At 47.6% G+C, this 21,732-nt stretch carries 24 protein-coding genes, 1 pseudogene and 1 riboswitch; of the genes and pseudogenes, 12 read left to right on the top strand and 13 right to left on the bottom strand.

Features of this window, described 5'->3' with window-relative positions:
• Nucleotides 1–21: 21 nt before the first annotated feature.
• The 3 genes from argC to JNUCC22_RS05600 all read right to left on the bottom strand — a co-directional run bounded on the left by argC (nucleotide 22) and on the right by JNUCC22_RS05600 (nucleotide 3,200).
• On the bottom strand, nucleotides 22–1,059 hold the full coding sequence (gene argC / locus JNUCC22_RS05610; protein WP_007409136.1) for an N-acetyl-gamma-glutamyl-phosphate reductase: 1,038 nt from the start codon (nucleotides 1,057–1,059) through the stop codon (nucleotides 22–24).
• A 165-nt stretch (nucleotides 1,060–1,224) separates the two neighbouring features.
• Complete coding sequence (locus JNUCC22_RS05605) at nucleotides 1,225–1,767, bottom strand: MFS transporter (protein ID WP_012117271.1); 543 nt, start codon at nucleotides 1,765–1,767, stop codon at nucleotides 1,225–1,227.
• Nucleotides 1,764–3,200 (bottom strand): FAD-binding oxidoreductase, encoded by a 1,437-nt coding sequence (locus tag JNUCC22_RS05600; RefSeq protein WP_216062198.1) that lies wholly within the window; start codon nucleotides 3,198–3,200, stop codon nucleotides 1,764–1,766. The genes JNUCC22_RS05605 and JNUCC22_RS05600 overlap by 4 nt, the downstream gene beginning before the upstream one ends.
• A 321-nt stretch (nucleotides 3,201–3,521) precedes the next feature.
• On the opposite strand from JNUCC22_RS05600, the gene fosM reads away from it, so the two are divergent.
• Nucleotides 3,522–3,965, top strand: coding sequence for a FosM family fosfomycin resistance protein (gene fosM / locus JNUCC22_RS05595; protein ID WP_032866153.1), 444 nt, complete (start codon nucleotides 3,522–3,524; stop codon nucleotides 3,963–3,965).
• 131 nt (nucleotides 3,966–4,096) lie between these two features.
• Here fosM and JNUCC22_RS05590 read toward each other — a convergent pair whose 3' ends face one another.
• Nucleotides 4,097–4,405 (bottom strand): metal-sulfur cluster assembly factor, encoded by a 309-nt coding sequence (locus tag JNUCC22_RS05590; RefSeq protein WP_003155088.1) that lies wholly within the window; start codon nucleotides 4,403–4,405, stop codon nucleotides 4,097–4,099.
• 62 nt (nucleotides 4,406–4,467) lie between these two features.
• On the bottom strand, nucleotides 4,468–5,235 hold the full coding sequence (locus tag JNUCC22_RS05585; protein ID WP_007409140.1) for a prolyl oligopeptidase family serine peptidase: 768 nt from the start codon (nucleotides 5,233–5,235) through the stop codon (nucleotides 4,468–4,470).
• 120 nt (nucleotides 5,236–5,355) lie between these two features.
• On the opposite strand from JNUCC22_RS05585, the gene JNUCC22_RS05580 reads away from it, so the two are divergent.
• The 3 genes from JNUCC22_RS05580 to JNUCC22_RS05570 all read left to right on the top strand — a co-directional run bounded on the left by JNUCC22_RS05580 (nucleotide 5,356) and on the right by JNUCC22_RS05570 (nucleotide 6,600).
• Nucleotides 5,356–6,168 (top strand): Cof-type HAD-IIB family hydrolase, encoded by an 813-nt coding sequence (locus tag JNUCC22_RS05580; protein WP_007409141.1) that lies wholly within the window; start codon nucleotides 5,356–5,358, stop codon nucleotides 6,166–6,168.
• An 85-nt stretch (nucleotides 6,169–6,253) separates the two neighbouring features.
• Nucleotides 6,254–6,403 (top strand): hypothetical protein, encoded by a 150-nt coding sequence (locus tag JNUCC22_RS05575; RefSeq protein WP_003155094.1) that lies wholly within the window; start codon nucleotides 6,254–6,256, stop codon nucleotides 6,401–6,403.
• On the top strand, nucleotides 6,403–6,600 hold the full coding sequence (locus JNUCC22_RS05570) for a DUF3813 domain-containing protein (protein ID WP_003155097.1): 198 nt from the start codon (nucleotides 6,403–6,405) through the stop codon (nucleotides 6,598–6,600). Before JNUCC22_RS05575 ends, JNUCC22_RS05570 begins: the two co-directional genes overlap by 1 nt.
• Before the next feature lie 36 nt (nucleotides 6,601–6,636).
• On the opposite strand, the gene JNUCC22_RS05565 is transcribed toward JNUCC22_RS05570, so the two are convergent.
• On the bottom strand, nucleotides 6,637–7,098 hold the full coding sequence (locus JNUCC22_RS05565; RefSeq protein WP_007409142.1) for a BsuPI-related putative proteinase inhibitor: 462 nt from the start codon (nucleotides 7,096–7,098) through the stop codon (nucleotides 6,637–6,639).
• Between the two features lie 14 nt (nucleotides 7,099–7,112).
• Nucleotides 7,113–7,955, bottom strand: coding sequence for a YitT family protein (locus tag JNUCC22_RS05560; RefSeq protein ID WP_039062880.1), 843 nt, complete (start codon nucleotides 7,953–7,955; stop codon nucleotides 7,113–7,115).
• Between the two features lie 125 nt (nucleotides 7,956–8,080).
• Here JNUCC22_RS05560 and JNUCC22_RS05555 point away from each other — a divergent pair, with 125 nt between their 5' ends.
• Nucleotides 8,081–8,932 (top strand): DegV family protein, encoded by an 852-nt coding sequence (locus tag JNUCC22_RS05555; RefSeq protein WP_039062879.1) that lies wholly within the window; start codon nucleotides 8,081–8,083, stop codon nucleotides 8,930–8,932.
• Nucleotides 8,933–8,980: 48 nt separating this feature from the next.
• Nucleotides 8,981–9,103, top strand: coding sequence for a hypothetical protein (locus tag JNUCC22_RS05550; protein ID WP_003155105.1), 123 nt, complete (start codon nucleotides 8,981–8,983; stop codon nucleotides 9,101–9,103).
• A 48-nt stretch (nucleotides 9,104–9,151) separates the two neighbouring features.
• Here the strand turns inward: JNUCC22_RS05550 and JNUCC22_RS05545 are convergent, their stop codons facing one another.
• The 4 genes from JNUCC22_RS05545 to JNUCC22_RS05530 form a co-directional block, all read right to left on the bottom strand.
• Nucleotides 9,152–10,402: a CYP152 family fatty-acid peroxygenase CypC gene (locus JNUCC22_RS05545; RefSeq protein WP_039062878.1), complete on the bottom strand. Its 1,251-nt coding sequence runs from the start codon at nucleotides 10,400–10,402 to the stop codon at nucleotides 9,152–9,154.
• 131 nt (nucleotides 10,403–10,533) lie between these two features.
• Nucleotides 10,534–12,183, bottom strand: coding sequence for a methyl-accepting chemotaxis protein (locus JNUCC22_RS05540; protein WP_216062197.1), 1,650 nt, complete (start codon nucleotides 12,181–12,183; stop codon nucleotides 10,534–10,536).
• Nucleotides 12,180–13,157, bottom strand: a complete 978-nt coding sequence (locus JNUCC22_RS05535; protein ID WP_020955618.1) for a BMP family lipoprotein — start codon at nucleotides 13,155–13,157, stop codon at nucleotides 12,180–12,182. Before JNUCC22_RS05535 ends, JNUCC22_RS05540 begins: the two co-directional genes overlap by 4 nt.
• Before the next feature lie 170 nt (nucleotides 13,158–13,327).
• A complete protein-coding gene (locus JNUCC22_RS05530) occupies nucleotides 13,328–14,224 on the bottom strand; it encodes a CvfB family protein (RefSeq protein ID WP_170936341.1) in 897 nt (298 codons plus the stop codon).
• 99 nt (nucleotides 14,225–14,323) lie between these two features.
• Here JNUCC22_RS05530 and JNUCC22_RS05525 point away from each other — a divergent pair, with 99 nt between their 5' ends.
• The 5 genes from JNUCC22_RS05525 to JNUCC22_RS05505 all read left to right on the top strand — a co-directional run bounded on the left by JNUCC22_RS05525 (nucleotide 14,324) and on the right by JNUCC22_RS05505 (nucleotide 18,961).
• Nucleotides 14,324–14,815 carry a YajQ family cyclic di-GMP-binding protein gene (locus JNUCC22_RS05525; RefSeq protein ID WP_012117263.1) on the top strand — a complete coding sequence of 164 codons (492 nt, stop codon included), beginning with the start codon at nucleotides 14,324–14,326 and terminating at the stop codon, nucleotides 14,813–14,815.
• Between the two features lie 100 nt (nucleotides 14,816–14,915).
• Nucleotides 14,916–15,037: riboswitch (SAM riboswitch) on the top strand.
• A gap of 89 nt (nucleotides 15,038–15,126) precedes the next feature.
• A complete protein-coding gene (locus JNUCC22_RS05520; RefSeq protein ID WP_216062196.1) occupies nucleotides 15,127–16,968 on the top strand; it encodes a bifunctional homocysteine S-methyltransferase/methylenetetrahydrofolate reductase in 1,842 nt (613 codons plus the stop codon).
• 82 nt (nucleotides 16,969–17,050) lie between these two features.
• Nucleotides 17,051–17,491, top strand: a complete 441-nt coding sequence (locus JNUCC22_RS05515) for a GNAT family N-acetyltransferase (protein WP_007409151.1) — start codon at nucleotides 17,051–17,053, stop codon at nucleotides 17,489–17,491.
• A 195-nt stretch (nucleotides 17,492–17,686) separates the two neighbouring features.
• Entirely contained in the window at nucleotides 17,687–18,313 is a 627-nt protein-coding gene (locus JNUCC22_RS05510) for a pentapeptide repeat-containing protein (RefSeq protein WP_032871159.1), read from the top strand.
• A 153-nt stretch (nucleotides 18,314–18,466) separates the two neighbouring features.
• The gene (locus tag JNUCC22_RS05505; protein WP_015239546.1) at nucleotides 18,467–18,961 is read left to right on the top strand and encodes a DinB family protein; all 495 of its coding nucleotides are present in this window, start codon (nucleotides 18,467–18,469) and stop codon (nucleotides 18,959–18,961) included.
• A gap of 45 nt (nucleotides 18,962–19,006) precedes the next feature.
• Here JNUCC22_RS05505 and JNUCC22_RS05500 read toward each other — a convergent pair.
• Nucleotides 19,007–19,315 (bottom strand): annotated as a pseudogene (locus JNUCC22_RS05500) (Gfo/Idh/MocA family oxidoreductase); the annotation flags it as partial.
• Between the two features lie 35 nt (nucleotides 19,316–19,350).
• On the bottom strand, nucleotides 19,351–20,214 hold the full coding sequence (locus JNUCC22_RS05495) for an AraC family transcriptional regulator (protein WP_015239545.1): 864 nt from the start codon (nucleotides 20,212–20,214) through the stop codon (nucleotides 19,351–19,353).
• Between the two features lie 122 nt (nucleotides 20,215–20,336).
• Here JNUCC22_RS05495 and JNUCC22_RS05490 point away from each other — a divergent pair, with 122 nt between their 5' ends.
• Nucleotides 20,337–21,704, top strand: a complete 1,368-nt coding sequence (locus JNUCC22_RS05490) for an MATE family efflux transporter (protein WP_003155121.1) — start codon at nucleotides 20,337–20,339, stop codon at nucleotides 21,702–21,704.
• The last annotated feature ends 28 nt before the right edge of the window (nucleotides 21,705–21,732 follow it).

The following is a 21,732-nucleotide window of genomic DNA, read 5'->3' as shown; positions in this document are numbered from 1 at the left end:
TTTTTGAATCCCTCTTTCGTTCTATGGATAGACTGGCGTCATCGTAAGTCCCGTTTCTTCCTGCCAGCCATTCATGATATTTAAATTTTGAACCGCCTGCCCTGCGGCGCCTTTCATCAGATTATCTATGACAGAAACGATGGTGGCACGGTTTGTTCTTTCATCCACGGTGACACTGATATCACAAAAATTGCTGCCGTATACCTCTTTCGTCGCCGGAAATTCACCTTCCGGCCTGATTCTGACAAAATATGAATCTTTGTAGAATTCGGAATACAATTCTCTTACCTGTGCAGCAGACATACCCGGAGGAGCCTCCGTATACATCGTCGCCATAATGCCCCTTGTCATCGGCGCCAAATGTGCGGAAAACGTGATCGGGCCTGTGCCGGGCTGCCAAGCCGCTAATTGCTGTTCAATTTCCGGAGTATGCTGATGCTCATTAACCTTATAAATTTTGAAATTATCATTCAGCTCAGAATAATGAGTGCCCATGGATGCTTTTCGGCCGGCGCCGGATACGCCCGTTTTCGCATCAACAATCAGAAATGAATCTTGTAAAAGCTTATTCTTCGCCAGCGGGGCGAGCCCGAGCAGCACAGCCGTCGGAAAACATCCCGGATTGGCAATCAGCTTTGCAGTCTGAATCTCTTCTTTTTGCAGTTCAGCTAAACCGTAAACCGCGCTTTGAATCGTTCCTTTCGGAGCGGCCTTCCGCTTATACCACTTTTCATACACGGCCGGGTTTTGAATCCGCAGATCGCCGGATAGATCAATGACCGGGATACCCGCCTCCGCCAGCTTGGGCGACCACTCTCCGGAAACGCCGGGCGGCGCGGCTATGAAAATGACATCAATTTCGTTTCGGATCGTTTCTATATGAAGCGGCCGAAGTGATTGTGACGCTATATTCCTCAAATGCGGATATGAAGCGGCATATTCTTTTCCTTCGTCGCTCGATGAATATAATATACAATCTTCTGCATAAGGGTGATGGTTAAGAATCCTGACAAGTTCGGCGCCTCCATAACCAGTCGCGCCTATAATACCTATTTTCAACGGGTTCACCTTCTTGGTTTTTGTGAAATTATTTAACATTATAACATGAATAAAAATTAATTCAATTGTATATTTAATATTTTTTCATTCATTTTCCATCTGTTTTCGCTGACAAAAAACCCCCTCTCGATCGAGGGGGGGCATAAGAAAAACAGGCTGATCGGATCAGCCTGTTTTTTTCAGCATCATCAGCCCGCTTATAAAAAACAGCACGGAGCTGGCGTAAAAGATAATATAAACCGTAAAGAAATCAGCGAGAAACCCGCCGAGAATAATGGCGGCAGCTGAAAATACGGCCGTCCAGAAATGATAGCTGCCGACTTTTTTTCCCCGCTCCCCGCCGTCGGTGTAATCGGCGATCATGATTTTCTCGCCGTGTTTTTGCATCGCGCCGAACAGGCCCAAAAGCACCTGCACAACATAAACCTGGTGCACGCCGGTAATGTGCGGGAGCGTCAGAAGAAGCACCGCCATCCCCCACGAATTTGCCATAAGGAACCAGCGGGAATCCAGTCTTGCCGACAGCCGGCCGAGCAGCGGATGAATCAATGCGCCGCTCAAGCCGAACAAGCCGTATGAGAGACCGAATTGCGTGTAGCTGGAACCGATGTTTTTAATAAATAAAATATAAAACGGAAAGATCAGGCTGCCGGCAAAAAAGACACTGCTCTGTGACAGGATCAGCCATTTTAAATGGTTGTGTTTCATGATTTGTACCTCTGATAAAAATAATTCATAAACAAGTCATCCGGATCATATTTGTGTTTTTTCTGAAAGAACATATCGCTTTTCGGATATGCCTCACGCATCTGCTCTTTCGTTTGATACAGCATATACGGGAGATAATAACTGCCGCGGTGGCGCAATGCCGTATCCGTCATTTTTCTGACAATCCGCGCCGCACTCGCCTGGCTGTCTGTTGAAAACCCTTCATTGATTAAAAGAACGAGTGAAAACATGTCTTCCTTTGCGTATGACAGATCGGCTTTTTCATTTTTTTGCACGTAGCGGATCGTAATATTTACGAGGTTGAGATCTTCATGTGACAGCGTCTTGCGTAAATCATGAATGTACGGCGCAAATTCGCCGACGGGCACGAAGTATTCTTGCAGCACATCGGTGTTGTCCGTGTTTTCATATTCCAAAAATTTCGATTCTGACCGCATGACATTGTTCCTGGAGACTTTCACACCGTTTTGTCTGAGAAAATAAGACTGCTGGGTTGACCAGAACCAATTTCTTCCCCAGTCATACCGGCGGGAGAGGCCGAGCGCGAATTTCGTCAGCGCCGGATGCTCATCTTCTTTCAGTTCATTGTGCCGCTTTAATTCTTTCTGATTGTCTGAGAGTGTGTAATCAGTCACATACATATCGTGCAAAAAGCCTTTATCCCCTGTTGCGATCCGCGCGAGATGCATGCGCACGGCGGGGTTGCGCCGAACATGCTGCGCAAAATATTGACTGTATGTATCAGCGTTCATGCGTTTCGTTTTCATTTCATAAAGCTCATCATCCGTCAGCTCAATATCCGCGTCCAGGATGACGCCGAACAGGCCGTAGCCGCCGATGACGGCTGAAAACAGGTCATCTTTCGGAGTAACGGTGATGACTTTGCCGTCCGCCTTTAAAAGATGAAACGATTTGACCGTATCAATCAGCGAACCGTACCGGATATCCCGGCCGTGGGCGTTGGCGCTCAGTGAGCCGCCGATCGTAAAAATGTTTTGCGATTGCATGACTTTTACCGCGAGCCCGTACGGATTGACATAGCGCTGAATATCATTCCACGTCGCTCCCGCCTGCACCCTGATGATTTTTTTCTTTCGGTCGAGACCGAGTATTTTGTTGTAGCCCGTCATGTCGAGAACGATACCGTCTTCATAATACGTCTGGCCGCCCATTGAGTGCTGGGCGCCTGCGATTGAGATCTTCAGATGCTTTCTCTTTGCTTCCTTAATGGTTTCGACCAATGTTTCTTTCTCTTTTCCTTTGACCGTCTGCTTAATTTTCACGGGCATGAGACGGCTGACATCCGTCATTGTCCCTGCCTGCTGCACCGGCTCTTTGTGAAAAGCGGAAACAGCGAACAGCGCCGTATAAACAAGAATGCTAAGGATAATGAGAAGTAATTTTTTCTTCATGGATTCCTCCCTCGCATGCAGCCGGTCTATTATATCATGCCTCACGTCCGTTTTTTTCCTTTTTAACCCGATACCGTAAAAAACCCCGAATGGTGGGAAATTCGGGGTTTTTTAATGACTTGCCCTTCTTTCCGCACGCCGGTCTGCAGCGGCAAAGCAGACAGAACGGCGCCCGACAGAATCATGTTTAGTACAGCTCGAAACGGTCAGCCGGAAAACACCGGGCATAAAAATACACAGAAATCCTTAAAATGATTTTTTAGTCAGTATATAATCGATATATATGCAGATGTATTACCAAAAGAATTGTTTAAAACAAACATGTTAAATGAGGTGGGGAAAATAAACATAAAAGGAATCAATCATCTTCTTTTTTCTGTTTCAAATTTGGAAAAATCTATAGAATTTTATGAAAAAGTATTTCATGCACAACTCCTGGTTAAAGGGCAAAAAACAGCATATTTTGATCTGAACGGGCTTTGGCTTGCACTTAACTTAGAGGCGGATATACCAAGAAATGAAATACATAAATCCTACACACATATGGCCTTTACAATTGACCCAAAAGATTTTGATGCAATACATCAAAGGCTAAAAAATCTAAATGTAAGTATATTAAATGGGCGTCCTAGGGATAAGCAAGATCATAAGTCAATTTATTTTACTGATCCCGATGGACATAAATTTGAATTCCACACAGGTACACTCCAAGACAGACTGTCCTATTACAAAAAAGATAAACCTCATATGAAATTTTATATTTAAAGGTTTGTTTGCGATCCAAAACAAACCCTCACTGTCGCTTATCCGCGTTGATTTTTTCCTTGTAAATGCAGACAAAAGAAAAGCACCTCCAAACTTTAGGATGTACCTAAAATCCGAGGTGCATTTTCTTATTACTGAATCCCTAATGCGATTTTTGCGTAGCGTGACATTTTGTCTCTTGTCCAAGGCGGATTCCAGACGATGTGGACCTCCGTCTCTTTTACATCCGGAATGTCGGCGAGCGCTTTTTTCACCTCGTCGACGATGATCGGAGCGAGCGGGCACCCCATTGATGTCAGTGTCATCGTAACGTGCGTCAGGCCGTCGTCATCCATATCAACGTCGTATACAAGGCCGAGATTGACGATATCGACGCCGAGCTCAGGGTCAACAACCTGCTCCAAGGCGCCCATGATGTTTTCTTTTAATGCTTCTTCCACGTTCCATCACTCCTTTTTCCTCAGTATAACGTAAAAGCGGGTTTTGTTAACACCTTTGTGCTTTATAAATGCTTATCGAACCAGGCGACGGTTTCTAAAACGGCGTATCTCGGGACTTTATGATCAGCCCGTTCGTCTTTCAGAAACTGAAGATGGTCAGGCCGGCTGCTGTAATGAGGTTTAATCGTTTCATAAAAGCCGCGGGTCGGTGCATACGGAACGACTTTGTCTTGAACGCCGTGCCAGAACAGCAGCGGGCGGCTGCGGAGTTTTTCCGGTTCCAGACTGAGATCGAACGGTTTGAGCCGCGCAAACAGTTCATCGACCTGTTCTTTTGTGACGTCAATGTCGATGTCCTGCTTTTGAATGTGGTCAATCTGCTGCTGAAAAAATGCCGTATAGTTCGGGCTTCCCATCAGACTGACGCCGGCTTTGACCCAATCATACGCGGCCATCGCGCCGAATGTCGTAATTCCGCCCATTGACGTGCCCGCAAGACCGATCCGCCCGTCTTCAATCAGACCGCGCGCTTCAAAATCCTTTTTCAGCACGTCAAGCTCCTCGATTTCATTTAATACAATGTCCCAAAAATGGACGGCGAGCTCTTCTGCTGACAGCTGTTCAGCGCGTTCACCGTGGTAAAGAGCTTCCGGCAGCACGGCCCTGAAGCCCTTTTCAGCAAGCAGGTAAGCGAAATGAAGATTATGCTCCTTCGCGCTTGTAAAACCGTGAATAAAGAAAACAAGGGGAGCGGGACGGTCCCGATTTTCTTCTTTTACAATATGTAAAAACGGAATGCCTGATACGGTTTGATGATCAATAAGAATCACGTTGACTCCCTCCTTAGGATAACCATAATCATAAGTGTAACATGTAGACAATAAAGATGGTAAAAAGCTACACTGTACATAAGTGAAAAACAGCAAATTATATGACAAAAGGAGTTATTTATGGAGACAAAACCTTATCTCATCGCCTTAGATCTGGATGGAACTTTATTAAAAGACGATAAAACCATTTCCCCTGAAACGGCACGGACGATTCAGAAGCTGAAAGAAGCGGGCCATCATGTCTGCATCTCAACCGGGCGCCCGTTCCGTTCCAGTTCGATGTATTATGACGAGCTTGGGCTGACAACGCCGATTGTCAATTTTAACGGGGCGTTTGTCCACCATCCGAAAGACGAATCATGGGGACGATACCACACGTCTTTATCGGTCGATGTGGTCAGACAGCTTGCCGAACTTACAGAGACCTATCAAATACATAATGTGCTCGCTGAGGTCATTGATGATGTGTACTTCCATTATCATGATGAGCATTTAATTGAGGCGTTTCATATGAATACGGCGAATGTCACATTCGGCGATCTGCGTGAAACGGTCAAGGAGGATGTAACGTCCGTATTGATTCATGCAAAGGAAGAGGACGTCGCGGATATACGCGCACATTTATCCGATGTGCACGCCGAGGTCATTGACCACAGAAGATGGGCGGCTCCGTGGCATGTGATTGAAATCATTAAACACGGGATGAATAAAGCGGTCGGCCTGAAGAAAATCAGCGACTATTACCAAGTGCCGAGAGAACGGATCATCGCGTTCGGCGACGAAGACAACGATCTTGAAATGCTCCGGTTTGCCGGGTGCGGCGTAGCGATGGGAAACGGCACGGATGAAGTCAAACAGGCCGCCGACCGCGTCACGGGATCAAATGAAGCGGACGGAATCGCCGAATTTTTAAAATCCTATTTCTCCCTGTGAGGTTTTGCCGCTCATAACACAAAGCCTTCCGCCCATACTAAAACAGACGACTCATCTCGTCTAAATATGGAAGGGGGACATTGCAATGGGTAAACGAAACAAATCAAAACGGTTTATTCAGCAAGGCAAGGACTCTGTCAGTCTTCATGACGCAAGATTTCCATATCGGTCTACATTAGAGGAAGCACAGCATGATGCAGCAAAAGATTCGGCTGAAAGGCAGGTTGACTTTTAATGAGAAACGAACTGTTTTCTCAAGCCAAGTCATTTGTCCAGCAGGCCGTCATGATTGCTAACGGTTTCGAGGACGGCGATCAGGAAAAAGCTGTCTCACGCGCCAAAAACGCCGTGTCTTCCGCGTACGCCAATTCGACGGATGCAGAACGTCAGCAGCTGCACCAATTTCAGGATCAGCTGGAGAAATTGCAATAAAAAAAGGCGCCCCGTTTAGACGAGGGCGCCGCTTTTTTATTTCACTTCAAATGTTTTTACCGTTTTCAGTCTTTTTCCGATCTGATCGGACTTCCCTAAAAACGTCACCGTCACCGTGTATGTTCCCGGACCGGGCACGTTCTTCCACACATCTGAAAAGTCATACGTTTCATTCGGCATTAAGGTCACAGTCTGAAACGCCTGAGTAAACATTTTGTCTTTTGAATAGCGGTACAGTTCTTTGTGATGTTGGTCATGTACGGTCAATTCGAATTTCTGCCCTGAGCTGAATGTGAAATCGATCGGGCTGCCGCTCTTATTTTTTAAAGACATTTGAAATTCGATCTGCTGATCCGTCTGCACAGGGTTTACGGCTAATTCCGCTTGCTGTTCATTCATCTCTCCGGATACCTCCTCAGCGGGCTCCTTCTGCCCGGATTGACTGCTGCATCCGATCAGTAAAATGACCGGTAATAACAGGCCAAACAGCCACTTCATTCTATCCGCTCCTATCAGTCTTTTCTGAAGAAACCAAAGATCCCCGTCGTTTGCACGATGTTTGTGAAGGCTTTCGGGTCGACTTCTTTCACGATTTTCTCAAGGTCATACAATTCGTACCGCGTAATGACGATGATCATCATTTCTTTCTGTTCGTTTGTGTAAGCGCCTTTTGCCGGCACCGTCGTAATGCCGCGGACCATTTTCCCGTAAATCGCTTCTTTGATTTCATCGGCTTTTTTTGTAACGATCATGGCGGTCAGTTTCATGTGGCGGGTGTGAATGGCGTCAATCACCCTTGTTGTGACATACAGAGCGACAAGGGTATATAATGCTTTCTCCCATCCTTGCAATAATCCTGCCGTCAAAATGATAATCCCGTTCAAAATGAAGAAATATGTGCCGACCGGCTTATCCTTCCATTTGGCCAGCACCATCGACACGATATCAAGACCGCCTGTCGAAGCACCGAATTTCAGCGTTAAACCGATGCCGATAGCTGAGATGACTCCTCCGAATACGGTATTCAGAAGAATATCGTGCGACAGTCTCATTTCCGGGAGAATTCCCATAAAGACGGACGTCAGCGCTACGCTTAATATGCTGTATACAGTGAATGATCTGCCGACTTTCAGCCACCCTAACACACCGATGGGAATGTTTAAGAGGAACATGAGAACTCCTGTCGAAATATAAAAGGGGGCGTATTGATCAACGACGCTTGACAGCAGCTGGGCGACACCGGTAAAACCGCTGGCATATACATTCGCCGGTATCAGGAATAAATTCAGTCCCGCCGCATACAGAAACGCGCCGATGACGACGATTGTTAATTTTTTTGCTTGTTCTAGTACCATGGCTTGCTCCTCCGCTCATTTTCATTAATAGCTTTTCCCTTAAAATAAAGTTTTGAACACTATTTTGCCACATTTATATGATATAGTTGGCATCACTCTCACCAATCGGAAAGAAGGGAATTATGATGACAGTTCACCTTATTGCTGACAGCGCCTCTGACCTGCCGAAATCTTATATTGAAGAAAACCGGATCGGGTTCATTCCGCTGCACGTAACACTTGACGGAAACGAATATGAGGACACGGTCACCATTCAGGCGGATCATATATTTCAAGCGATGCGGGACGGGAAAGTTCCGAAAACATCCCAGGCATCACCGGATACGATAAAAAAAGTATTTTTACAATACGCGGAACTGGGAGAACCGGCGATATACATCGCCTTTTCCTCAGGTCTTTCCGGCACCTATCAGACGGCGGTGATGATCGCCAATGAAGTAAAAGAGGAATTTCCCGATTTTGATTTACGGATTGTAGATTCCAAATGCGCTTCATTGGGCTGCGGCCTCGCGGTGATGCACGCGCAAACACTCTGTGTTAACGGGAATACAATACAAGAAATCGAAACGTCTGTAAAGAGCTTTTGCGCACGGATGAAACATATATTTACGGTCGATGATGTCGCTTATCTCGCGCGGGGCGGCAGAATTTCAAAAACGTCCGCTTTTGTCGGGGGGCTTTTGAACATCAAACCGATTCTGCATGTGGATGACGGCAGGCTCGTGCCGCTCGAAAAATTACGCGGACAAAAGAAACTGTTTAAACGGATTATAGACATGATGAAGGAAGAAGGCGGCGATTGGGCGGATCAAACCGTGGGGATCAGCTACGCAGATAACGAGGAGACGGCGCTTCGGATGAAGGAAATGATTGAAGAAGCGTTCCATCCGAAAGAGACCATTCTTCATTCAATCGGCTCTGCGATCGGCGCGCACTCCGGGCCGGGCACGCTCGCGATTTTTTTCCTGAAGCCATAATTTCAATGCGGGCGGGCATCCTAACGGACAGAAGGGAGGCTTTGCCGCATGAAAGATGATGACAAAAAACCGTTGGACAATAACGCCGTAAATCAGAAAAAGAACCGGCTTGCCGAAAAAAACCGGCAGGCGGGAAAAAACCAGAATTCCAAAAAACCGGACCATCTGTAAAAGCAAAACAGCCCTCTTGTGTATGAAGATAGAGGGCTGTTTTTTGTTCTATATGCGTCTAACATCACTTATCACGAATCCGCTTTCAGGCAATGCCGGCATTCTGGACAGGCTGAAGCTCAAATCTTGGGACGGAACATCGTACTCTATTTCATTGGCAAGAAACGCAAGGGAAGTTTTCATGACTTCCACGGTCATTCCCTCACCCGGACAGCGGTGGCCGTTAGCCGGATCACCTCCGCCCTGGGGAATGAAATCAAATTTATTTTCCTCCCGCACCTGAAAACGTTCCGGGCGAAATTCATTCGGATTCTCCCAAAGCCGGGAATCATGGTTTGTCCCATATAGGTCAAGCATGACGGATGCACCCTTTTTAAACTCACAGTTCTTCCATACGAAATCTTTTTTCACAACGGCTCCTAAAAACGGGGCAAACGGGTAATACCGCCGAACTTCATGTGCAAATCTTTCGGCCTCCTGATCATCTCCCGACCTCAGCTTATCCCAATATTCAGGGTAATCATGCAATGCAAGAGCTGAAAACGTAATGAAGTAAGAAATGGCGGCAATCGGGCGCAGAACATTAATAAGCTCAACAGCAGCCATGTGAGAATCAAGTCTGTTCCCATCAAGTTCTGTATGAAAAGCCATTTCATACAAGGCTGAGCACTCCGGCGTTTGCAGCTTGCCGGACCGCACATCCTCAATGACCTCCTCTATCCATTTCTCCGTTTTCAGCCTCGCCCTTCTGCCTTTCCAATGACGCGGTCCGACAGCGCCGAATGCGTCTACCATATCGGTGAAATCCTCCGCCCGCTCTTTCACTTCTGAGTCTTTCAGCGGGACGCCGGCCCACTCACAGGCAGCCCGGCACAGCACTTTCTTCGCTTCATCAAAAAGGACAATTCGGTTTGAACCCTCCCACTTTTCCGCAGATGCTTTCCACTGTTTTGCCACCGCTTCCGCAAGCCGTTTTTGCCGGGGCGGCGTCATCAGCGACATAAATAGAAGCTTCCTGTGCTTATGCCGTTCACCGTCCATTGCCTGGATTGCCCCTGTTCCGAATAACGTTTTCTGCACCCGTTTGGGGAGGGCCTGCTGCCGCTGAAATCGTTCTGTGTCATAAAAAAGCTTTGCGGCTTCCGCTCCGCTCATACAAATGAATGTCTTCCCTAATAAACGGGCGCGAAACACATCTGAGCGATAATTCTCCGCTCGGTTTTTCACAAATACATAACCATCGCGTAATAAAGCCAGACTATTATCAAGACCCTTTTCATGCGGAATTTGTTCATCCATCCCGATTCCTCCCATCTTTTTTCACCTTTCACGAAAAAGAATAAATATAAACACAAGTATATTCAGTATTTGTGTTTCATTCAGAAGTTACTCATGTCAGGCTGCAAAAATCAGGGGCGGGCAAAAGCCCGTTACAAAGTAAACCGGCGGACCTGATCGTTTAACCGCTCTGTCAGGCTCACCAGATTATTGACGCTTTCTGCCATTTTATGAAAAGAAGACAGCTGCTCAAGCGCGGAGGCAGAAATCTCTTCGCTTCCTGCAGCCGTTTCCTGAACGACGGCGCTGATGCTCTCGGCATGCTGGAGCACTTGCCCGCCAAGCTGTTTCGATTCGATGATCCGTCCGTCCAATTGAGTAAGCTCCGCCTTAATATGGGCGGCTTTTTGTTCAATATGGGCGAATGATTCTGACGTTTTCTCCATCAGCTCCTGCTGTCTGTCCGCTAAAGCGACGCCGGTCGTGACAGCTCCGGTAATAGACGTGATGCCGTCTTCAATTTGCTTTACCATATCGAAAATCTGCGCGGTCGCTTTGGCTGATCCGTCTGCGAGCTTCCGTATCTCCTCGGCAACGACGGCAAATCCTTTTCCGGCCTCGCCTGCTCTGGCCGCCTCGATTGCGGCGTTTAATGACAGCAGATTGGTCTGGCCCGCAATGTCAGAAACGGTCTGCGCCATCATACTGATGCCTGCCGCATGCTCTATGAAGAGATCGGCGGCTTCGGAAATCTCTTTTGATGTCTCATTGCTTTTATCAATGGCTTGCTTGGTCTCGGCTAAAGCACCGCGCCCCGCAGCCACCGCCGCAATCGTCTCTTCGCTGCTTCTCGTCGTTTGTTTTGAACGTTCGGCGTTCGCCTTTGAATGTTCATCCATTTGTTCAATGAATTGCACCGCATGCTGCAGATCTTCTGAAATGGTTTGGGAGCCTTGCGCCATTTCTTCCGTCGACACGGATACCTGCTCGGTCATGTCCTTCAGCGTCTGGTTTTCCTTCGTCAAACCTTCCGCGAAAGTCTCGACTTCACGGCCGACCTCTCCGATCGCCTGAATTAAGGTGCGGAGCTGTTCAGCCATCATTCCGAATGAGTCATTCAGCTCTTTCAGTTCGTCCTTCCCTTTATAATCAAGCATTTCAACAGCAAGGTTCCCTCCTGCAATACGACGGGCATTTTCAGCCATGCGGCGGATCGGCCCTGCAATTCTCTTCGTCAGCCTGATGGAAGATATGACGGTGACGGCAAGTATCACGATGGTCAGCACGGCTGCGCTGTAAACGATAAACTGAATCTGGTCAGCCGTCTGCTTCTGCATGTCTTCATAGTGATCCCGGCTTTTCAGATTCAGCATATAAATATCATTCAGAAGACCGTTGATGCGGGCCGCCGTCCTTGTCGCTTCAGCCGGGCTTTTCGAATCAAGAGCAGCGTCCGCCTCCGCCTGCCATGATTCGTATTTTTTGGCGAGTTTGTCATAAGCGGCTTTGTCTGCACCGTCCGTCATCGTTTTTTTGAGCGCCGCCAGTTTGTCTGAGCTGCTTTTCATATAGCTTCGCACATCTTCTTTCTGGGCGTCTGCGAGCGTATAGGAATAGCCGGTGATGCTTTCTTTTAACGTATTAAGGTCAGCTTTTGCTTCCTGAACGTTTAACAGCGCGTCCACTTCATCTTCATTTGAAGCCTGAATCTTCATCATGTTTACGATGGTAAAGCCGATGACGGCGGCGAAGCAAATCATCGTAACGGCTGCGTTAACGAGCAGCCTTGTCCGTAATGTCACTTCAGATCGCCTCCTTTTTCAATCAGACTGTTTTTCATATCCGTGATCTTTTTCGTCAGCCCGCCTGCGTTTTTGACAACTCTGATCTTAGCTAAGTCCATGCCGTTTTCCTTCAGTCCGTAAACGAGCTCTCCGCTTTTGATCTCCTTGTTGTCTTTTAAATCTTTCGCCAATTCATAGATGACATGGTCGACGTTTTTCACTAAAGAAGAGATAACCGCGTGCTCGGCGGTGTAATATTGATCGCTGTCAACACCGATGGCGTATACTTTTTGCGCCTCCGCTTCTTTCAGTGCGCCGACACCCGTGAAGCCGGCCGCCGTAAACAGGACATCGGCTTTTTTTCGGATCATGTTTTGGGCGATGCCCTTCCCGAGCTTATCATCATCAAACGTACCGCTGATGTCCGACAGCACGCGGATTCTCGGTTTGACTGATTCCGCGCCTTTCAGATAGCCTTTTTTAAACCGTTTAATGACGTCGGCATCTGAACCGCCGATAAATCCGATTGTGCCGGTTTTGCTCGTCATGGCCGCCAGCGCTCCGGCTAAGAAGCTTCCTTCATCCTCTTTAAACGTGACGGAGGTGACATTATCCAGGTCTGATACGGAATCAATCAGCACAAACCGCTGCTTCGGATATTTTTTGGCGACCTTTTCTAAATCCGCCTGCATGCTGTAACCGAGCCCCACCACAAGATCATTGCCTTCCCTGACAAGCTGTGTCAGTCCTTTTTCGTATGTACCGGTATCTTTTATTTCCCTATAGTCAAATGTGATGCCGAGCTCGTCTCTCGCTTTCATCAAACCTTGAAAGCCTGAATCATTAAATGATTGGTCGCCGAGGCCGTTGTCTGTCAGCATGATGCCGATTGTTTTCGTTTTTTCGGCCGCCGTTTCCTCAGATTTGCCGGCACATCCCGCCGTGCTGAGCGCAAGCAGCAGTACAGCCGCAAATATCGCCATTTTTCTCATTAAAACTCTCCTTTTGTTTTTTTCTACAGTTATATATCGGTTCGGATGTCAGAATATTTTATTTCAATAAAATATGTATGTTCGGCAGGATGTTAAACAAATGAGGGTATAGGAGCTTTTGAGAAAATAAAAAACATCGGTTTTGGTTCACCGATGTTTTTGCAGAAAATTTATTGTTTTTCGTATGTCCAGCCGTCTTCCTGATAGACCTTGCCGTTTTTCATCAGATGCCCGAGCGCCCGCTTAAAGGCGGCTTTGCTTAAATGAAACCGTTCGCGGATATCGTCAGGATGGCTTTTGTCTCCGTAAGGCATCGCGCCGTTTCTTGATCTCAGATAGGTCAGAATTTCTTCCGCGTCAACCGAAAGCGCATCCTGCTTTCTCGGCAGCAGGGACATGTTGACGGAGCCGTCTTCCTTCACCTCGATGACACGTCCTGTCACGCGGCTGCCGAGTCTCGGCTCTTCTTTTCTTTCTGAAGGGTGAATAAACGCTCGGATGCCTTCATCGGTAATCAGAAAAGAGCCTGATGCAATCAGTCTGTACACCGTACCCGTCAGGTCTTTATTCATGACGTCTTCCTCTGCATCCGTAAATAATTCACTGATGATATCCTCGGGCGCCGGCTTGGCAAACATGCGCCCGCGGCTTGTCACCTTCAGCATGCAATACAGTCTGTCTCCTTTTTGCGGCCAGACGGATTTGTACGGAGGCAGGTGCTCCGTTGCGACGAGCGCGTCTTTTGACAGACCGACGTCGACGAATACGCCCATATCTTCCACAGCGTCCGTCACTTCCACCCATCCGTAGTCATAAAAGCTGATGAGCGGCTTTTTCATCGTCGCCGCGAGTCTTTCCTGATGATCGACGTAAATAAATACGTCCACTTCATCTCTGTCTTCGATATCCTCTGTGATTTCACTGTTATGTAAAAGAACCGTATCCTCGCCGTCGGTTAAAAAATAACCGAAATCGGTTTGGTGATCTATACTAAGCGTGAGCTGCTGCCCTGGTCTCATGTTATCGTCCTTCCTGATTCGCCCGTATGAGGCTGATGTTTTTCTCATTTTTTCCAATATGCATAAATTCATGCTTTATGCTGTTGGACATTTCTCTTTATTCTACTATAATCAACTCATAAGTGAAATGTTATAGGAGGTTTTCTCATGGCAAAAGAAAGTTCTTTTGATATTGTATCCAAAGTTGAATTTCCCGAAGTGCAGAATGCGATTCAGATGACGCTGAAAGAAATCGGCACGCGCTATGACTTTAAAGGATCGAAAAGCGATGTAACTTTAGAAAAGGAAGAACTCGTCCTGATTTCTGATGACGAGTTTAAACTGAATCAGCTCAAAGATGTGCTGAGCGGCAAGCTGATCAAACGGGACGTGCCGACGAAAAACATTGAATACGGCAAAATCGAAAATGCATCGGGAGGCACGGTGCGCCAGCGTGCGAAGCTTGTACAGGGCATTGATAAAGACAACGCCAAAAAAATCAACGCGGTGATTAAAAACTCCGGCTTGAAGGTCAAGTCGCAGATTCAGGACGACCAAGTGCGCGTCACCGGAAAAAATAAAGATGATCTGCAGCAGATTATTGCAGCCGTCCGCGGAGCAGACCTGCCGATTGACGTTCAATTTATTAATTTTAGATAAATTATGTGATTCCTATTGATTATTGTCTCTATTTTCGGTAAATTTGGAGAAAGGGATTTTCACAGTTAAGTTTTGGAAACCCATGACAATTACATGAACGTTCTTATCAAGAGAAGCCGAGGGACTGGCCCGACGACGCTTCAGCAACCGGTGTAGTGGTTTACCCAAACCATGACCAAGGTGCTAAATCCAGCAAGCTAAAAACAGCTTGGAAGATAAGAAGAGAGACAAATGATTACAAAGTCTTCTTCTTAAGAAGACTTTTTTTATTTCTCTTTTTTCCTTGCTGAATGTGACGAAGGAGGCAAACAATGGGACTATTACAAGACTTAAAAGAACGGATTTTAATCGGAGACGGCGCGATGGGCACTCTCCTCTATTCCTACGGCATTGACAGATGTTTTGAGGAACTGAACGTATCAAAGCCCGAAGAGATCAAGCGGATACATAAGGCTTACGTGGAAGCCGGGGCAGACATCATCCAGACAAATACGTACGGCGCGAATTTTATTAAGCTCTCAAGATACGGACTTGAGGACGAAACGAAAAAAATCAATCAGGAGGCGGTCAGAATCGCGCGCGCTTCCTCAGACGGCGCTTATGTATTGGGAACGATGGGCGGCATCCGCACCTTTAACAAAAACGCCTACAGCCTGGAGGAGATTAAACGCAGCTTTCGGGAGCAGCTTTATTTATTGCTGCACGAAGAGCCGGACGGTCTGCTTCTGGAAACATACTATGATTTAGAAGAGGCGCGCGAAGTGCTGAAGATCGCGAGAAAAGAAACGGAACTTCCGATTATGCTGAACGTATCCATGCACGAACAGGGCGTGCTGCAGGACGGAACGCCGCTTCGGGAAGCCCTCAGGTCCATTGCCGATCTCGGCGCTGACATAACGGGAATCAATTGCCGGCTCGGCCCGTACCACATGATTGAAGCGCTCACCGAAGTGCCGATTTTCCGTGACGCTTATTTATCGGTCTATCCGAACAGCAGCCTTCCGTCTTTAGAAGAAGGCCGGCTTGTTTATGATACGGACGATGCCTATTTCCGGGAGAGCGCCGTACAGTTCCGCACTCAGGGCGCGCGCATTATCGGCGGCTGCTGCGGTACGACGCCAAACCATATCAGAGCCATGGCTGAAGCGGTCCAAGGACTTTCTCCCGTCACTGATAAAGAAGTGAAAATCAGACGGGAAGAAGAAGTCATCTCAGTCCGCAACGAACGGACCGAGCCGGGTTTAAACGAAATCGCCGCTCAAAAACGGTCAATTATCGTAGAGCTTGATCCGCCGAAAAAATTGAATTTTGACAAATTTCTGCAAGCGGCGGATGAATTAAAAGAAACCGGCATAGAAGCGCTGACGCTCGCCGACAATTCATTGGCGACACCGCGGATCAGCAATGCCGCCTGCGGTTCATTGCTGAAAGAGCGCCTTGATATCCGTTCTCTCGTTCACATTACATGCAGAGACCGCAACATCATCGGCCTTCAGTCACATTTAATGGGGCTGGATACGCTCGGGCTCACCGACATTTTAGCCATCACGGGTGATCCTTCAAAAATCGGCGACTTTCCGGGGGCTACCTCCGTCTATGATTTAACGTCCTTTGACTTGATCAGGCTGATTAAACAATTCAACGAGGGCATTTCTTTATCAGGGAAACCGCTCGGCAAGAAAACGAACTTTTCCGTAGCCGGAGCATTTAATCCGAATGTCCGCCATCTCGATAAAGCAGTAAAACGGCTGGAGAAAAAAATCGAGTGCGGAGCTGACTACTTCGTGTCCCAGCCTGTCTACTCGGAGCAGCAGCTCATTGACATTCATCATGAAACGAAGCATCTCAAAACACCGGTGTATATCGGAATCATGCCGTTAACGAGCAGCCGCAACGCAGAGTTCATCCATCATGAAATCCCGGGCATTAAGCTGTCAGACAGCATCCGCGAAAAAATGGCGCTCGCCGGCGAAGACAAGCGGAAGCAGAAAGCCGAAGGCCTCGCCATCGCCAAGTCGCTTCTCGACACGGCGTGCGAACTGTTTAACGGAATTTATTTAATCACCCCGTTTCTCCGTTCTGATTTGACGTCAGAGCTTGCAGCTTATATTAAGCAAAAGGATGAAAAGCGGGCTGATGTATATTTGCATTGACGCGGAAGAGGCCGCCTGATATGACAGGCGGCTTTTTCATGGTACGATACAGAAAAAGAATCAAGCAAAGGAGGATTTTTTCATGGTTGAAGTAAAACCCATCACCGCAGAAGACACATACGCGATCAGACACAGCGTGCTGCGCCCCCATCAGACGATTGAGGATTGTAAATATGATCAGGACAGCGTCAAAGGAGCCTTTCATCTCGGAGGTTTTTATGACGGGACATTGATCAGCATCGCTTCTTTCTACCCGCAGAACCAGCAGGCTTTACAGGCAGCGCCCGCCTACCAGCTGCGCGGCATGGCGACGCTTGAGGAATACCGGACGCAAAAAGCGGGAAGCACGTTAATCGCCTATGCAGAACGAAAACTGGCAGATATGGGGGCGGCGCTTGTCTGGTGCAACGCCAGATGTCACGTAAAGGGATATTACGAAAAGCTCGGCTGGAAAAGCACGGGCAGCCCCTTTGACATACCCGGCATCGGCCCGCATGTGATCATGTATAAAGAACTCGCCTGAAACAGACAAATGCCCTTGGGGACATGTCTCTAAGGGCATTACCTTGAATGTCACGCCTGCTTTTATATACGGTACTATTGACGCCCTCCCGCTTTTTTAATACCCTTTGTACATTACACAACAGCAAGGATGGCAGGCAGAACGATATCTGTCAATTGCCGTTTTCAGCTATTAATTCAGAAAAGGAAGTATGAGATGAATACGATCCAAAAACCGAAAATCCCGAAAGAATTGCCGGTGCTTTCTTTCACAGAAGCGCTTCAGGACGACCTCATAAAAGAAGTCGTCATAGAAAACGCCGTCGTAAACAGCAAACTGGACGGCCTGCGCGCCGAAAAAGTCATTTTCAGAAACACCGTTTTTACGGATGTCTCTTTCAGACATATGGAATGTACGGATGTCCTGTTTGACAAATGTGATGTCTCAAACGCTGATTTCAGCGGAAGCATCATCCATAGAACGGCGTTTCAGCATTCAAAACTTCTCGGCTTGAATCTGGCGGATTCCGCCATGCGTCATGTACGGTTTGAAGACTGCCTCGCAAATTACAGCTCCTTCAGCTATTCCAATATGAAGCATGTCCGGTTTGACACGTGCGCTCTTACAGAAAGCGAGTGGAATGATGCCGTTCTTGAATACACAGATCTTGACGCCTGTGATTTGAACGGTGCAAACTTCATCGGCACGTCTCTTTTTAATATGGATATCAGCACGTGCACATTTGATCATCTGCACGTCTCACTTGAGAAGCTGAAAGGATGCCGCATCTCTCCGGCGCATGCCGTTACATTCGCAGAAGCGCTCGGAGCCATTGTGACGTGAGCTTTTATTAAACGAAACGGCGGGCGGCATCCTGAATAAATGCTCGGCATTGGTGATGTGGGGTGCTGCTTTTTATTTTGCGGCGCTTTTGTTTCGATAAAAGGAATTCGGCCAGGCCATGTTGAATGTACCGGAAGAAGAGGGGGAATTGGAATGTCAGACATTTTAAAGCTGTATCACTACCACAGATGGGCAAATGAGCAAGTTATTCAGCATCTGAAGACGCTGCCCGCGGTCAGCTTACAGCAGAAACTGAAAAGTGTTTTTCCGACTGTGAACGCCGTGCTTGTGCATATATACCGGGCTGATTACATTTGGCTTCACGTGCTTTACGGAGAAACTTTCGAACAAATCGTCTCGCAGTTTGATCAATTTGAAAAGCTTGACGGAGATTTTGAGGCGATTGAACATAGAATGACTGAACTGGACAAAGAATTCAGCGAATTTTTAAAAGAAATGGAGAACCCGGAAGGTCCGATCTCTATTTCTCATCCGCGCCTGGGGACGCTTCAGACGACATATGCCGATGTGATCCGGCATGTTGTGAATCACGGCACATACCATCGCGGCAATATCACCGCGATGCTTCACCAAATGGGCTATAAAGGCGTGCCGACTGACTACATTTTTTTCTCATACGAATCATAAAAAAGCAAAGGCCTCCCGGGCCTTTGCTTTTTCACTTCGAATCTATCATAATCCGGCATAGCCGGAGGCGCCCGGGGTGAGCTTTACTGGCCTTCCGGTTTTAAAAGATTCCGTCGCGGCGATCCCGATTTCTAAGTTAATCGTGGCATCGATGTCTGTCACAATCGGCGTTTCCCCTTTTTTCACACATTCGGCAAAGTGCTCAAGCTCCAGACGGTAAGCGTCTTTAAAACGTGCTTGAAAATCCGGAATAATGTCGCAGCTGCTGCCTGACTCCGTTAAAACGGTGACATGGCTTTTCCGCAGCGTAACGACCAAGATGCTTCCCGCCGTCCCGATCACTTCGGCGCGGATAAACCGCCTCCTACTTTTTGTTCTCTGGTTTTGGGTCAGTCCGTTTTCCGGCTTACGAATTTGCGGTATTCAAGCGGCGAAATGCCTTCAATCTGTTTAAACAGTTTGGAAAAATAGGTCGGGTCCTCCATACCGATGGCGTCCGCGATTGCCCCCATTTTGTCATTGGTTGCGGACAAAAGACGTTTCGCCTCCGTCATTCTGACTTTGTTCGTATACTGGCCGGGCGTGACGCCGAGCACCTGCTGCATACAGCGGGTCACGTAGTCTTGGTTGTAATGAAGAGCCGAAGAGAGCGCTTTGATGGTTGTTTTCTCCTGATAGTGCTCCTGCAGGTACCGGGCGGCCTCCCATGCGACTCTTTCCTTTGCGGACGGGATTTGGAACGCTTCTTTCTGAAGATGGAGCAGCAGCTCTTCAAACAGAATCTGCTTTCTGAGCGGCAGATCGGAGTTCTCGGCGCTGTCATCGGTCAGCACACTGAATTGCCCGGCCATAAACTGCGGGCGTCTCACCTTCCCTTTTTGCGGCAGGGACAGCCGGTAGCGGGACGGCTCTTCAAAGCTCCCTTTTTTTCGCCTCAGCTCCGACCAATTGTTCCCGGTTGTTTCCGCCATCTCATAAGCCGCTCCCTCAAAATGAAGCCACGAATAGGATGTCGTTTCTTCACTGCCTTTTGTCCCGTAATGTTCAAGCCCGGGAGAAAGCAGAATATATTCTCCCGCTTCAACGGAAAAGGCGTTTTCGTCTTCTGTAATGTAGAGGACGCCTTCTTTCACATACAGCAGATCAAACACCGGGAAGACCCGTCTCACATGGGTTTCGCCTTTTTTGAACACTCCTTCTCCCGCAGCGATAAAGACCGGGAACGGAGGAACTGTGAACTCGAGAAAGGACATATTTTCGGCCCTCCTTTTTAAGTCGGATTTTTGCAAGAAGTTTCGTTTCTCTCCCTTTTTATTATAAGAAAATGGAGGTACACTTTTAAACGTTGATTTTGTCAGGAAAGGGGTTAAAAGAAATGAAACAAGCGATTTTAAAACGGGCTGCGTTCAAACAATCCTCTGATCACAAACTCTCATTATACGCGCTGACTTGGCCGATATTTATTGAGGTTTCATTATATATGTTTATGGGAAACGCCGACACTCTTATGCTTAGCCAATACTCTGACAACAGTGTGGCGGCCGTGGGTGTCAGCAATCAGATTTTAAATTTAATTATCGTGATGTTCAGCTTTATCGCAACGGGCACGACAATTGTGATTTCACAGTTTTTAGGATCTAAACAGAAAAAAGAGGCGCAGGAAGTGGCTTATGTATCAATAGGAGCGAACTTTGTCATCAGTCTCGCCATCAGCGCCGCCATATTTTTTGCGGCCGTTCCGCTGCTTCATGTGATGGGTCTTTCCAATGAATTGATGCCGGATGCCAAAGTCTTTTTGCAGGTGGTCGGCGGGCTGTCCTTCATTCAGGCTTTGATTATGACGTTCAGCGCCATTTTAAAAAGCTACGGTCATACGAAGGATACGATGTTCGTTACGATCGGGATGAATATTTTAAATATTGCCGGAAACTTTCTTGTCATTTTCGGGCCGCTCGGCCTTCCGGTGTTAGGCGTCGCCGGTGTTGCGATGTCAACGTCCTTTGCGCGGATCATCGGGCTGATCGCGATGATTGTGATCGTCAAAAAACGCATCGGACTCGGTCTGACATGGCAAAAGATTTTTCACGTCCATAAAGAGCACTTGCGGAAACTCCTGAAAATCGGGATTCCGTCTGCCGGCGAACAGCTGTCTTACAACATTTCACAAATGGTTGTCACTTATTTTATCGCCATTATGGGCGCTCAGGCGCTTACAACAAAGGTTTATACACAAAACATCACCATGTTTATCCTGCTGTTCGGAACGGCGATCAGCCAGGGCACACAGATTTTGATCGGCAGATATATCGGCGCCAAACGGTTTGACGACGCTTATGACCGCTGCATGAAAAGTCTGTACTGGGCGCTTGGCATTGCCGCTTTGACATCCGTGATCATGACCTTGTTTTCAAAGCAGCTGATCGGAATTTTCACAAGCAGCCCTGACATTATTGCGACGGCGAGCATGCTGATCGCCATGACGATCATTCTTGAGCCCGGCCGTTCATTTAATGTCATTATCATCAACTCGCTGCGGGCTGCCGGAGATGCAAAATTCCCCGTCTACATGGCGATGATTTCCATGTGGGGTATCGGACTGCCTCTCGCTTATCTGTTCGGCATCCATTTCGGATTGGGGCTTATGGGCATCTGGATTTCATTTATCGCGGATGAATGGGTCAGAGGCATTCTTATGTACAGAAGATGGCGGTCGCGGATTTGGATTCAAAAAGGGATTGCATAAACGCCCGGAGCTTCGTTAAGAAGCCGGG

Origin of the sequence: Bacillus sp. JNUCC-22, from assembly GCF_018861275.1 — a bacterium.
Taxonomy (GTDB): Bacteria; Bacillota; Bacilli; order Bacillales; family Bacillaceae; genus Bacillus; species Bacillus velezensis.
Note: the sequence above shows the minus strand (reverse complement) of the source record. Positions and strands in the feature narration are given on the sequence as shown.